The organism is Pseudomonas sp. LD120 (genome assembly GCF_009861525.1).
Lineage (GTDB): Bacteria > Pseudomonadota > Gammaproteobacteria > Pseudomonadales > Pseudomonadaceae > Aquipseudomonas.
Map to the genome: position 1 here is coordinate 1950647 of NZ_WVHL01000005.1, position 12719 is coordinate 1963365.

A 12719-nucleotide genomic window follows, 5' to 3' on the forward strand; every position below is an offset into this window, starting at 1 on the left:
CAAAAGCGTCGGTTTTCGGCGTTTATGCCCTTTATTATCAGCTCCGGGCCTTCTTTTATGCGTATCAAAGTTCACTGCCAGAACCGCATCGGCATCCTGCGCGACATTCTCAATCTGCTGGTGGAGTACGGGATCAACGTGGCCCGTGGCGAAGTGGGGGGCGAGCATGGCAACGCCATCTACCTGCACTGCCCGAACCTGATCAATCTGCAGTTCCAGGCGTTGCGCCCCAAGTTCGAATCCATCGCCGGGGTCTTTGGTGTGAAGCGTGTCGGGCTGATGCCCAGCGAGCGCCGGCATATGGAGCTCAATGCGCTGCTGGGAGCCCTGGAGTTCCCGGTGCTGTCCATCGACATGGGCGGTTCCATCGTTGCCGCCAATCGGGCGGCGGCGCAGCTGCTGGGAGTGCGGGTGGATGAGGTGCCGGGGATTCCTCTGTCGCGCTATGCCGAGGACTTCGACTTGCCGGAACTGGTACGGGCCAACCAGTCGCGGATCAACGGACTGCGGGTCAAGGTCAAGGGCGATGTGTTCCTGGCGGACATCGCCCCGCTGCAATCCGAGCACGACGACAGTGAGGCCATGGCTGGCGCGGTATTGACCTTGCATCGGGCGGATCGGGTTGGTGAGCGCATCTACAACGTGCGCAAGCAGGAGCTGCGGGGTTTCGACAGTATTTTCCAGAGTTCAAAAGTCATGGCGGCGGTGGTGCGTGAGGCGCGGCGCATGGCGCCGCTGGATGCGCCGCTGCTGATCGAGGGGGAAACTGGCACCGGCAAGGAGCTGCTGGCCCGTGCCTGTCACCTGGCCAGCCCGCGGGGGCAGTCGCCACTGATGGCCCTGAACTGCGCCGGGTTGCCGGAATCCATGGCCGAAACCGAGCTCTTTGGTTATGGCCCCGGAGCCTTCGAAGGGGCGCGGGCAGAGGGCAAGCTGGGGCTGCTGGAGCTGACCGCTGGTGGCACCCTGTTTCTCGATGGCGTAGGGGAGATGAGCCCGCGTTTGCAGGTCAAGTTACTGCGCTTTCTGCAAGATGGCTGCTTCCGGCGGGTGGGCAGTGATGAAGAGGTGTATCTGGATGTACGGGTGATTTGCGCGACCCAGGTCGACCTGTCGGAGCTCTGTGCCCGGGGCGAGTTTCGCCAGGACCTCTATCACCGGCTGAACGTGTTGTCCCTACATATTCCGCCGCTGCGCGAGTGCCTCGATGGCCTGACCCCGCTGGTGGAGCATTTTCTCGATCAGGCCAGCCGGCAGATTGGCTGCCCGCTGCCGCGACTGGCGCCGGCCGCCATGGAGCGCCTGAGTCACTACCACTGGCCGGGCAACGTGCGGCAACTGGAAAACGTGTTGTTTCAGGCGGTCTCGCTGTGTGATGGCGGCATGGTCAAGGCCGAGCACATCCGCCTGCCGGATTACGGTGCCCGCCAGCCCCTGGGGAACTTTTCCCTGGAGGGTGGCCTGGAGCAGATTGTCGGCCGCTTTGAAAAGGCCGTGCTGGAAAGCCTGTACGCCGAGCATCCCAGCAGTCGGCAGTTGGGTAAGCGGCTGGGGGTGTCCCATACCACCATTGCCAACAAGTTGCGCCAGTACGAGGTCGGCAAGGAATCTCCGGAATAAGAAAAGCTCCGCTTGATAGCATTTCAGCCCCCAAAAAACCTTTATCGAATAACGTCACGAATGGTCGGGAATCTGCTGCAGAAACTCATCGGCCAAGCGCATTTCACTGCGTCGGTAAGGGCTCAGTTGGGCATCCAGAATCACGTGAGAACGCACATTCATTAACGCCACCAGGCGCATCATAGGAAAAGGCGTCTGGCGCTCGGTCGAAGTATTTCCGGAGCCGAAGTGATCCCGAAGTTCGGGCGTATCGGCAGTGCGCAAGAGTGCGCCGTCCACCGCGAACACCTGCAGATCGTGCCAAGCATCACCGTCATGGCGCTCCGCGCCCCATTGGGTTCCCGTCTTTCGAAACAACCATTCAACAGGGGCGGCGCCGAGCCGCTTACGAGCTTCGGTCACACCGCTACGGGCCAACAGGTGGTCGGAGGCCAAGCCTTGGGCGCAGATGTTCAAGCGTCTGGCCACCTCGTGAACCGGCTCGTCACGAAACAGCGCCATACCAAGCACCAGCCACAGCACTTGGTCTGTTGGCGGGCGACGTCGGCGAATGGTGGCCAGGCTGGACAGATCCAACGCAGAGGCTACCCACTCAATGGGAATGTTTTGGGTGCAGGTGCTCAGGTCGCAGAAGTTGAAGAAGTCGCCGAGGTCGAGCAGGTCCCGTAGAACAGACATAAAAAATCCGATGCCAGAGGTCTGGCATCGGATTTTCGAGGAAGCCCGGCGTGAGCTCAAATGCTTAAGTGAACAGCATTACGCTTATGAAGCGGGGCTTTTTTGGGGGGCGGTTGGCTATCTTCAGATATGGAAATAGCCGACGCAGGAGTCAAAGGGCAGGCGCTTTAGCTCAATCTTGTTCATGTCGAACACTTCGCGCAGGGCCTTGGTTTCCCCCGGGAAGTTGCGATAGGCAACTTCGTCGAGGACCACGATGGCGCCCTTGGGCATGTACGGCAGGAAGGTTTCCAGGGCCACCTTGGTCGGTTCGTACAGGTCGGTGTCGAGGATCAGCATGGCGACCACCAGGTCCGGGCGCGACTTGACGAATTCTGGCGCGGTCTTGCAGATGTCGCCCTTGACCAGTTCGCAGCGTGGAATGCGGTTGACCGGGCGCAGCAGGTCGTTAGCGTCGATCATGTCCTGGATCAGCGACTGATCGGTGTCAGAGAACATGGTTTCGTTGATGTCGGCCGGGTCTTCGTCCTTGTTAATGCTGGTGAAGCCTTCGAAGGTGTCGAAGCCGATGATGGAGCGGTTGATGGCGTAAGGCTCGAGGATCATCGACAAGTGCATGTAGAGCATCAGCGAGTTGCCCTTGTACACGCCGCATTCGATGATCGCTCCCGGGACGTCCATGACTTTCTTGAACAATTCCATGCGCGACAGTGCGGCGGTGACGTTGATGCGGTTGGCAAAGACGAAGGGTGCGTCGGCAACGTATTCGGCGTCGACCCGCTTGAGTACGCCGGCGCGGGTTGCGTTGTATTCGGCTTCGGCGGGGGTAAGGCGGCGTTTGGTCATCGTTGGAATCCTTGGAAATTCGAGAAGTCGTGGGCGTGGAAGTAGTCTTTGAAGCCTGCGCCGACGTCTGGGCAGGCGCTGTCGACGTTGGGGGCTCCACGGTTGTGTCTAAGGTCTTCAAGGTGCATCAGTCGGAAGTCCACGCTGAAGCGTGTGTGCTCGGTGCGATTGACGACCGTGCCATGCAGGTGTGAGCCAGAGAAGGCCAGCATCTCGCCGGAATTACCGGCAATGCGGATTTCCGATGAGTTGTCGATCTCCTCCAGGGGGACCGGGTGAACCCGGACTTCTTCGGTCAGGTTGTCCTTGGCCTTGTGGCGCTGGTTGCTGATCCAGTCGTTGAGGCTCCAGTCTTTCGAGGTGTTGGCGATCGGTTTTTCGAAGTAGCCGGGGTTGATCATCATGGTCTGGTCCGGGGTGATGGTGTAGACCGGCATCCAGGTGTTGATCTGGCAGTCCACGCTGCCGTACCAGCTGTCGCGATGTGGCTTGTAGGCATAGCTGACGCCTGCGTGCAGGTAGTCGTAGTTGGGCACGACCCGTAGGCGCGGCACGTCGAAAATGTACTCCCGAGGATCGATGTCGACCTCGTGAATGAAACCGAGAATCAGATCCTTGACGCACTGGCTGTTGGTGAACTGCCCCTTGAGTCGGGTGACTCGGCTGACGAACTCTTCCACCGGCATCATGGTGTGCAGTGCCTGGTGGTTGGTTTCGCCATCGAACGCCGTCGTAATACAGTCTTTGGCATGGCGGCAGAGTTCTTTTGCAGTCGCCAGTTCAGTGTCCAGAAAGATATCTCCGGAATAGATGGCTTCCTTGAAGTCAGCTGTCCTACGCAATTGATTGAGGTACAGGTTCAAAGTGGTTCTCCTTGGCGGTCACTGGCTTAGGTGTCGGCCACCCCTCTGCAAACTGAAGTTGCTGGCGCCAGTCGCTGTGCCTAGCAAGATCCGTTCACAAAAGTCTCGGCGCGGCGCTCGGGGTTGCCCAAGCTGTGTGACCGGTACTTGCCGTCAGCGGCATAAGTCCGCCGTTTTTTCGTCTTTCATTCCAGGCTGGAAATCCCCTTGTTTGCGGCAAAGCCCCGGCCTGTATGGGGTGCGCTGTCGAAAGCAAAAGTTGGTGTAGAAATTGCTTTCGCCATGCATCAGTGCAGCGAGGGCGGCAAACGTCCGGCAGATGAGGAACGATTGTGGACAAGTACCTTTATGTGGCAATGACCGGCGCCAGCCAGAATGCTCTGGCGCAAAAGGCTCATGCCAACAATTTGGCGAACATCTCCACCAACGGTTTTCAGCGCGACCTGGAACAGGCCCGTGCGATGCCAGTGTTTGGTGACAGTTTTCCGGCGCGGGCCTTTGCGATGTCGGAGCGTCCGGCGACGGACTTCAGCCCAGGCTCGATGGTGGAAACCGGTCGTGATCTGGACGTGGCGGTCAGCGGCAAGGGCTGGATCGCCGTGCAAAGTCCCGATGGCAGTGAAAGTTATGTGCGCACCGGCAGTTTGAATGTCGATGCGCTGGGCGTGCTGCGTGCAGGCAACGGCATGCCAGTGATGGGCAACGGTGGTCCGATCGCAGTGCCGCCGGAGCAGAAAATCGAAGTGGGGCAGGATGGCACCATCAGCATCCGCGCCATGGGCGAAGGTCCTCGGGTGATGGCTGAGGTCGACCGTATCAAGCTGGTCAATCCGGACATCAAGAACCTGACCAAGGGGCTCGACGGTTCGATCAAGACCAAAGACGGTCAGCCAGCGCCAGCGGATGCCAATGTGCAGCTGGTGTCTGGGTTCTTGGAGTCGAGCAACGTCAATGCCGTGGAAGAGATGACCGCGGTGCTGGCCTTGTCCAGGCAGTTCGAATTGCACGTCAAGATGATGAACAGCGCCAAAGAAGATGACCAAGCCATGGCTCGGGTCTTGCAGATCAGCTAATTACCAGTACCTGGCGCCGTAAAACAGGCGCAAGAGGAGAATCGAATGCTTCCGGCTCTATGGGTTGCCAAAACCGGTCTGTCCGCCCAGGACACCAACCTGAGTGTGATTTCCAACAACCTGGCGAACGTATCGACCACGGGTTTCAAGCGTGATCGTGCCGAGTTCCAGGACTTGCTGTACCAGATCAAGCGTCAGCCGGGTGCCCAGTCGACCCAGGACAGTGAATTGCCTACTGGCCTGCAGGTGGGTACCGGTGTGCGCATTGTCGGCACGCAGAAAAACTTCACGGCCGGGAGCCTGCAAACCACCGAGCAGCCCCTGGATCTGGCGATCAATGGTCGCGGCTTCTTCCAGATTCTGCAGCCTGACGGCACCACCGCCTACACCCGTGACGGTACTTTCCACCTCAATGCCGATGGCCAGGTGGTCACCGCCAGCGGTTTTGCCTTGGAACCTGCGGTGGTCGTGCCCAACGACGCCCAGACCTTCACCGTGGGGCAGGACGGCACCGTCTCCATCACCATCGCCGGCAACCCGGCCTCCCAGGTGATTGGCAACCTGCAAACCGCCGATTTCATCAACCCGGCAGGCCTGCAGTCCCAGGGCAATAACCTGTTCCTGGAAACCGCCGCCAGTGGCGCGCCGCAAATCGGCACTCCGGGCCTTAACGGCTTCGGCACCACGCTGCAGAACACCCTGGAAGCGTCCAACGTCAGCACTGTTGAGGAAATGGTCAACATGATCACCACTCAGCGTGCGTACGAGATGAACTCCAAGGTGATCTCCACCGCCGATCAGATGCTCTCGTTCATAACGCAGAAGCTGTAAACAAGTCTTGAGGGCGTCGCGCTGTTCAAATGGCGCGCCTGCAACATCGTGAGGAAGGGTCATGAATCGGTTTATGTGTGTTTTAGCGCTGAGTGGGAGTGCCGTGCTGGCAGGCTGTGTCGCCCCGCCGCCCAAGCCCAATGACCCTTACTACGCGCCAGTGTTGCCGCGCACGCCGCTGCCTTCCGCGTCCAACAACGGCTCGATCTATCAGGCGGGTTTTGAGCAGAACCTGTACAGCGACCGCAAGGCATTCCGGGTCGGTGACATCATTACCATCACCCTGAACGAGCGTACCGCGGCCAGTAAAGGTGCCAACTCGGCGCTGACCAAGACCAGCTCCAACAGCATCGGCCTGACCTCGCTGTTTGGTGCTGTGCCCAACACCAACAATCCGTTGAGCGATGGCGACCTGACGTTGAATGCCGGCTACAGTGGCAACCGCGCCACCAAGGGCGACAGCAAGGCCGCTCAGAGCAACAGTTTGACTGGCTCGATTACCGTGACCGTGGCCGATGTGCTGCCCAACGGCATCATCGCGGTGCGTGGCGAGAAGTGGATGACCCTCAATACCGGCGATGAACTGGTGCGAATTGCCGGTCTGGTCAGGGCGGACGATATCGCTACTGACAACACCGTGTCCTCGACCCGGGTGGCGGATGCGCGCATCACCTATTCGGGCACCGGCACCTTTGCCGATGCCAACCAGCCTGGCTGGTTCGATCGTTTCTTCCTCAGTCCGCTGTTCCCTTTCTAGGTGATGAGAAGCCTCATGTTTAACTTCAAGCACCTGATGGCGGCCGCGTTGTTGCTGTCCACTTCCCTCGGCGTACAGGCCGAGCGGTTGAAGGACATTGCCAGTATTTCCGGCGTGCGTTCCAACCAGCTGATCGGCTACGGCCTGGTGGTGGGGCTCAATGGCACCGGTGACCAGACCACTCAGACACCGTTCACCTTGCAGACCTTCAACAACATGCTGTCGCAGTTCGGTATCAAGGTGCCGGCCGGCTCTGGCAACGTACAGTTGAAAAACGTGGCAGCGGTGTCGGTGAGTGCTGACCTGCCGGCCTTTGCCAAGCCGGGGCAGGTAGTGGACATCACGGTTTCCTCTATTGGTAACTCCAAGAGTCTGCGTGGCGGTACTTTGCTGTTGACTCCGCTCAAGGGGATCGACGGCAACGTCTACGCCATTGCCCAGGGCAACCTGGTGGTGGGGGGGTTCGATGCCGAAGGGCGCGACGGTTCGAAAATTACCGTCAACGTGCCCTCGGCTGGGCGTATTCCCGGCGGCGCCTCGGTGGAGCGGGCCGTGCCCAGTGGCTTCAATCAAGGCAACAGCCTGACCCTGAACCTCAACCGTTCCGACTTCACTACGGCCAAGCGCATCGTCGACAAGATCAACGACATGCTTGGCCCGGGCGTGGCTCAGGCCATCGACGGTGGGTCGATTCGAGTGACTGCGCCCCTGGACCCAAGCCAGCGTGTGGATTACTTGTCGATCCTGGAGAATCTGGAAGTCGATCCGGGGCAGGCAGTGGCCAAGGTCATCATCAACTCGCGGACCGGCACCATCGTCATCGGCCAGAACGTCAAGGTGTCGCCTGCAGCGGTCACTCACGGCAGCTTGACCGTGACCATCACCGAAGACCCGATCGTCAGCCAGCCTGGTCCTCTGTCCAACGGGCAGACGGCAGTGGTGCCTCGTTCGCGTGTCAACGCTCAGCAGGAAGCCAAGCCGATGTTCAAGTTCGGGCCGGGCACCACCTTGGATGAAATTGTTCGTGCGGTGAATCAGGTGGGGGCCGCGCCAGGCGACTTGATGGCGATTCTCGAAGCCTTGAAACAGGCCGGCGCTTTGCAAGCCGACCTGATCGTGATCTGAGGTAGCGGCGATGGATATTCATAAGAGCGGTTTGATCGGTAGCGCTGACTCCGGGGCCTACTCCGACCTCAACCGTCTGCAGCAGCTTAAAGTCGGCGACAAGAATGGCGAGGCCAATGTGCGCAAGGTGGCGCAGGAGTTCGAGTCGCTGTTCCTCAATGAGATGCTCAAGTCCATGCGCAAGGCCACCGATGTCATCGGCCAGGACAACCCGCTCAATACCCCGGCCGCCAAGCAGTACCAAGACATGTACGATCAGCAGCTTGCGGTATCCCTGTCTCGTGAAGGTGGTGGTATCGGCCTGGCCAATGTGCTGATGCGCCAGATGATGAAGAACAAGCCGGCTCACCCGGGTGCTGCAGCGTCTGAGCCGGCGCCAGCGCCAGCGCCAGCGCCAGTGCCGACGCCGATTGCCGCCGGCACTGCTGCCCAGGACGGCCCTTTGAGTCGTCTCAATGGCCAGCGACCGATGTGGGCTTCCCGTGCCCCGGACCCGTTGCGCACCACGCTAGCCCACAACGATATGGCGCTGCTCAATCAGCGGCGCCTGTCATTGCCGAGCAAACTCACCGATCGCCTGTTGACCGGCATCGTGCCATCGGCCGCCTTGGGGGTTGACGCTTCCACCCAGAATGTCGCGCCGACTCGTAACACGCCCGCCGCCGATGCCGTGCTGCGTGGTGAGTGGCGAGTCAACCAGGGTTATGCCGCTGCTCAAGACAAGCTGCAGATCCATGGCCGCGCGGTGGCTCAGCCCCCCCTGGCGCCGCCCAAGCGAGCCTTCAGTTCTGCTGATGATTTTGTGGCCACTATGCTGCCGATGGCGCGGCAGGCGGCTGAGCGTATTGGTATCGATCCGCGCTACCTGGTGGCTCAGGCCGCCTTGGAGACCGGCTGGGGCAAGTCGGTCATGCGCCAGCAGGACGGCAGCAGCAGTCACAACCTGTTCGGCATCAAGGCCAGCAGGAATTGGCAGGGTGCGCAGGCCCGGGCGATTACCAGCGAGTTCCGCAATGGGCAAATGGTCAAGGAGACGGCGGCGTTCCGTTCCTACGACTCCTATCAGGACAGCTTCCACGATTTGGTGACCTTGCTGCAGAGCAATAATCGCTATCAAGAAGTGCTGAAAGTGGCCGATAAACCAGAACAGTTTGTTCGCGAGTTGCAAAAAGCCGGGTATGCAACAGATCCGGATTACGCTAGCAAGATTTCGCAGATAGCCAAGCAGATGAAGAGTTACCAGAACTACGCTGCGGCGAGCGTTTCCACGAATTTATAAGGTCTGAATCATGAGTTTGCTCAATATCGGGATGTCGGGGCTGGCCGCCAGCCAAACGTCGTTGGTGACCACGGGCAACAACATTGCCAACGCCGACACCTCTGGGTATTCACGCCAGCAGACCGTGCAGGGCACCAAGGCTTCCAGCCAGTTCGGCAATGTCTTCATCGGCACCGGTACCACCCTGGCGGACGTGCGTCGGGTGTACAACAGTTTCCTTGATGCCCAGTTGCGCACCGCCACCTCGCTCAACAGCGACGTAGCGGCCTATAAAGGGCAGATCACCCCAGTCGACAAGTTGCTGTCGGACAGCGGCACCGGCATGACCGGGGCCCTGACCAAGTTTTTTGCCTCGTTGCAGAACCTTAACGCCAAACCCACCGACGAAGCCTCTCGGCAGTTGCTGCTCAGTGATACTCAGGCCCTGAGCAACCGTTTCAACTCGGTGTCCAGCCAGCTCAACCAGCAGAACACCGACATCAATGGCAACCTGGCGAGTATGGCCGAGCAGGTCAACAAGCTGGCCAATACCGTGGCCCAGCTCAACCAGAAGATTTCCGAGCTGTCGACCAACGGCAACGGCATGCCCAACGATTTGCTGGATGCGCGTAACGAAACCGTGCGTCAGCTGTCGACCTTTATCGGGGTTCAGGTCTCGGAGCGTGGCTCTAGCCTAGATTTGTACTTGGGCAGTGGTCAGCCGCTGGTGATGGGTAACTCCGCCAATAGCCTGGAAGTGGTGCAGGGCAAGAACGATCCGACCCGCTCCATGTTGCAGCTCAATCGCGGTGCCACCACCGTTGATATCACCAATGTCACCACTGGGGGCGAGATCGGCGGCTTGCTGCGCTATCGCAGCGAAGTGCTGGACCCCGCGATGAATGAGCTGGGGCGCGTGGCCCTGGTAGTTGCCGATCAAATGAACAGTCAGATGGCCCAAGGCATCGACAAGAATGGTGAGTTCGGCGGCAACCTGTTCAACGACATCAACAGCCTCAGGATGATCAGTCAGCGCAGTCTGGCCAGTACCGCCAACAGCGCGGGCTCGGGCAACTTCGATGTGACCATCAAGGACACTGGCAAGCTGAGCACCAACGATTACACGGTGACGTTCAGCAGTGCCACGGACTACAGCATCAAGCGTTCCGACGGCAAGGACATGGGCACTTTCAGCACCACGACCAGCCCGGCGCCAGTGGTCGACGGCTTTTCGCTGAACCTCAATGGTACGGTGGCCGCCGGTGACAGTTTCAAGATCATCCCGACCCGTAATGCCGCAACCACCATTCAGACCGAGATGACCGACGCCAAGCGTCTGGCGCTGGCCGCGCCGTTGAAGGCCGAGATCGGTGCCGGGGTCAAGAGTTCCCTGAGCATTTCGGCTCAGCCATCGCTGAGTGTGCCGATTGATAACACCGACGCTGCGGGCAAGTTGGAGATGCAGACGGCGATCAAAAACTCCGGTCCAGTCAAAGTGGTGTTCAACGCCGCATCCGGTGGCAGCCAGACCTACGATTACTACGACGCCAAGGGCGTCAAAATGGGCAGTGGCGCGATCGTGCCGGGGCAGAGCAATACCCTGAACTTGCAGATCAACATGCTCGACGCCAGCGGTAACCCGATTACCGATGGCGGCACCCCGCCGGTGAACAAAACCTTCGCTGTAGAAATGACCATTGCCGGATCGCCTAACGCAGGTGACAGCATGAATATTTCAGTGAATGGCGCCGGCTCCTCGGATAACCGCAACGGCCTGGTCCTGTCGGGTCTGCAGACCAAGCAAACGGTCGATACCGGCTCTGCCAGCAAGGGCATCACCTTGGTGGACGCCTACGGCAAGCTGATCGAGAACGTCGGTGCCAAGGCCAGCCAGTCGGGACTCGACAGTGCCGCCAACGGCGCCATCCTGGCCAATGCCAAGGGGGCCCGTGACTCACTTTCCGGTGTCGACCTGGATGAAGAAACCGGCAACCTAGTCAAGTTCCAGCAGTACTACACCGCGTCTTCGCAGATCATCAAGGCTGCGCAGGAAACTTTCAGCACGCTGATCAACAGCCTTTAAGGAGTCGTAACCCATGCGCATTTCCACCGCCCAGTTTTACGAGTCTTCGGCTGCCAACTACCAGAAAAACTTCGCTAACGTGGTCAAGAGCAGCGAAGAGGCCAGCAGTCTGGTCCGGGTCAAGACTGCCGCCGACGATCCGGTGGGCGCTGCCCGCCTGCTGCAATTGGGTCAGCAGGCTTCTTTGCTTGATCAGTACAAGGCCAACAGCAACTCGATCAAGGCTTCTCTGGGGCAGGCCGAGTCGGTGATGACCAGCATCAACAACGTCCTGGATCGGGCCAAGCAATTGGCCGTCGGCGCCGGCAGCGCCGGTTACACCGATGCCGACCGGCAGGCCAATGCGGCCGAACTGGGGCAGATCGAAGAGCAGTTGCTGAGCCTGATGAACTCTCAGGACGAAAACGGCAAGTACCTCTTCGGCGGCTCCAAGGATGACGTTCCACCATTTAGCCGCAACTCTGATGGCACCTACAGCTACAACGGAGACCAGAGCAGCCTGAAGCTGCCGGTGGGCGACACCATGATGATGGCGGCCAACAGCACCGGTTGGGATGTGTTCCAGCAGGCGCTCAACACCAGCCGCAGTGAAGTCACCCTGACTGCGCCGGCGGTGGACGACGGGCGGGTTTCCCTGTCCAACGGGCAGATGAGCAACAGTGGCAGCTATAACAGCCAGTTCCGTAGCGGTGAGCCCTACACCGTGTCGTTCGTCACAGGCACTCAGTTGAAGATCACCGATGCCGGCGGTAACGACGTGACAGCCGAGGCCAGTCAAGGTGGCGTGTTCGGAACCACGCCGAATCAGACCGTGAGCTTTCGGGGCGTCGATCTGAACTTGAATATCAACCTGGCGGCCGGCGAGGATCCTAACGTTGTGCTGCCTGGGCATGCCTTTAGCCTGGCGTCCAAGCCAGACTCGTTCAACGTTGCGCGTAGCCCGGGCAACCCGACGACCACGCTGGTCAGCAACACCAGCGTGACGGATCCGGTGGCTTACAACTCGACCTTCCCTAGCGGCTCGGCGATCCTCAAGTTCACCAGTGCCACCGATTTTGATCTGTATGCTGCGCCGCTGACGGCAGACAGCAAGCCGGTGTCTTCGGGGACGCTGGCGGGCAACGTTGCCACCGCGGCGGGCGTGAGCTTCACCCTCAATGGCACGCCTGGCGCTAATGATCAGTTCAGTGTGGCGGTCAACACTCACGAAACCCAGAACATCCTGGACACCGTGAACCAGTTGAAAAACGCGTTGAACACACCCACTGACGGAAACGTGCTGGCGACCCAGAAGCAGGTGGCCGACCTCGCTTCGGGGATGGCCAACCTGGCCAGTGGTATTGATCAGCTGTCCATCGGCATCAGCTCCATCGGTGGTCGTGGTTCGGCTTTGGCGACCCAGAACGAAATCAACGAAAGCCTGGCGGCGGCCAACGTCACCACTCGCTCTGCCATCAGTGACTCCGATCCGGCCGAAGTCATGACCCGTCTGACCCTGCAACAGACCATGTTGCAGGCCTCGCAGTTGGCCTTCAGCAAGATTGCCCAGTTGGGCCTGTTCAATAAGGTCTGATTGCGTGGCGTT

10 protein-coding genes and 1 pseudogene are annotated in these 12719 nt (G+C 59.8%); 8 read left to right on the plus strand and 3 right to left on the minus strand.

The genetic code is table 11. The annotated features are described in order from the left end of the window. The first annotated feature begins 57 nt into the window (after positions 1–57). Positions 58–1620, plus strand: a complete 1563-nt coding sequence (locus PLD_RS23230) for a sigma-54-dependent transcriptional regulator (RefSeq protein WP_159896915.1) — start codon at positions 58–60, stop codon at positions 1618–1620. A gap of 10 nt (positions 1621–1630) precedes the next feature. Here PLD_RS23230 and PLD_RS23235 read toward each other — a convergent pair. The 3 genes and pseudogenes from PLD_RS23235 to PLD_RS23245 form a co-directional block, all read right to left on the minus strand. Then, positions 1631–2298: pseudogene (locus PLD_RS23235) on the minus strand (IS4 family transposase); the annotation flags it as partial. A 123-nt stretch (positions 2299–2421) separates the two neighbouring features. Next, a complete protein-coding gene (locus PLD_RS23240; RefSeq protein WP_159896917.1) occupies positions 2422–3144 on the minus strand; it encodes a TylF/MycF/NovP-related O-methyltransferase in 723 nt (240 codons plus the stop codon). Continuing rightward, positions 3141–4007, minus strand: coding sequence for a hypothetical protein (locus PLD_RS23245; RefSeq protein ID WP_159896919.1), 867 nt, complete (start codon positions 4005–4007; stop codon positions 3141–3143). Before PLD_RS23245 ends, PLD_RS23240 begins: the two co-directional genes overlap by 4 nt. Before the next feature lie 332 nt (positions 4008–4339). Here PLD_RS23245 and PLD_RS23250 point away from each other — a divergent pair, with 332 nt between their 5' ends. The 7 genes from PLD_RS23250 (at position 4340) to PLD_RS23280 (ending at position 12707) form a co-directional block, all read left to right on the plus strand. Then, positions 4340–5080 (plus strand): flagellar basal body rod protein FlgF, encoded by a 741-nt coding sequence (locus PLD_RS23250; protein ID WP_159896921.1) that lies wholly within the window; start codon positions 4340–4342, stop codon positions 5078–5080. Between the two features lie 45 nt (positions 5081–5125). Further along, positions 5126–5911, plus strand: a complete 786-nt coding sequence (flgG, locus tag PLD_RS23255; protein ID WP_159896923.1) for a flagellar basal-body rod protein FlgG — start codon at positions 5126–5128, stop codon at positions 5909–5911. 61 nt (positions 5912–5972) lie between these two features. Next, a complete protein-coding gene (flgH, locus tag PLD_RS23260; RefSeq protein ID WP_159896925.1) occupies positions 5973–6668 on the plus strand; it encodes a flagellar basal body L-ring protein FlgH in 696 nt (231 codons plus the stop codon). A gap of 15 nt (positions 6669–6683) precedes the next feature. Further along, positions 6684–7793 carry a flagellar basal body P-ring protein FlgI gene (locus tag PLD_RS23265; protein ID WP_159896927.1) on the plus strand — a complete coding sequence of 370 codons (1110 nt, stop codon included), beginning with the start codon at positions 6684–6686 and terminating at the stop codon, positions 7791–7793. 10 nt (positions 7794–7803) lie between these two features. Then, positions 7804–9072 (plus strand): flagellar assembly peptidoglycan hydrolase FlgJ, encoded by a 1269-nt coding sequence (gene flgJ, locus PLD_RS23270; protein WP_159896929.1) that lies wholly within the window; start codon positions 7804–7806, stop codon positions 9070–9072. A 10-nt stretch (positions 9073–9082) separates the two neighbouring features. Beyond that, a complete protein-coding gene (gene flgK, locus PLD_RS23275; RefSeq protein ID WP_159896931.1) occupies positions 9083–11134 on the plus strand; it encodes a flagellar hook-associated protein FlgK in 2052 nt (683 codons plus the stop codon). A gap of 13 nt (positions 11135–11147) precedes the next feature. Then, a complete protein-coding gene (locus PLD_RS23280; RefSeq protein WP_159896933.1) occupies positions 11148–12707 on the plus strand; it encodes a flagellar hook-associated protein 3 in 1560 nt (519 codons plus the stop codon). Positions 12708–12719: the final 12 nt, after the last annotated feature.

What these genes read in the sequence shown, in the direction of transcription:
- PLD_RS23280 (WP_159896933.1), top strand. Translation starts at nt 11,148, where the DNA reads ATGCGCATTTCCACCGCCCAGTTTTACGAGTCTTCGGCTGCCAACTAC.
- flgK (WP_159896931.1), top strand. Translation starts at nt 9,083, where the DNA reads ATGAGTTTGCTCAATATCGGGATGTCGGGGCTGGCCGCCAGCCAAACG.
- flgG (WP_159896923.1), top strand. Translation starts at nt 5,126, where the DNA reads ATGCTTCCGGCTCTATGGGTTGCCAAAACCGGTCTGTCCGCCCAGGAC.
- PLD_RS23265 (WP_159896927.1), top strand. Translation starts at nt 6,684, where the DNA reads ATGTTTAACTTCAAGCACCTGATGGCGGCCGCGTTGTTGCTGTCCACT.
- flgH (WP_159896925.1), top strand. Translation starts at nt 5,973, where the DNA reads ATGAATCGGTTTATGTGTGTTTTAGCGCTGAGTGGGAGTGCCGTGCTG.
- flgJ (WP_159896929.1), top strand. Translation starts at nt 7,804, where the DNA reads ATGGATATTCATAAGAGCGGTTTGATCGGTAGCGCTGACTCCGGGGCC.
- PLD_RS23240 (WP_159896917.1), bottom strand. Translation starts at nt 3,144, where the DNA reads ATGACCAAACGCCGCCTTACCCCCGCCGAAGCCGAATACAACGCAACC.
- PLD_RS23230 (WP_159896915.1), top strand. Translation starts at nt 58, where the DNA reads ATGCGTATCAAAGTTCACTGCCAGAACCGCATCGGCATCCTGCGCGAC.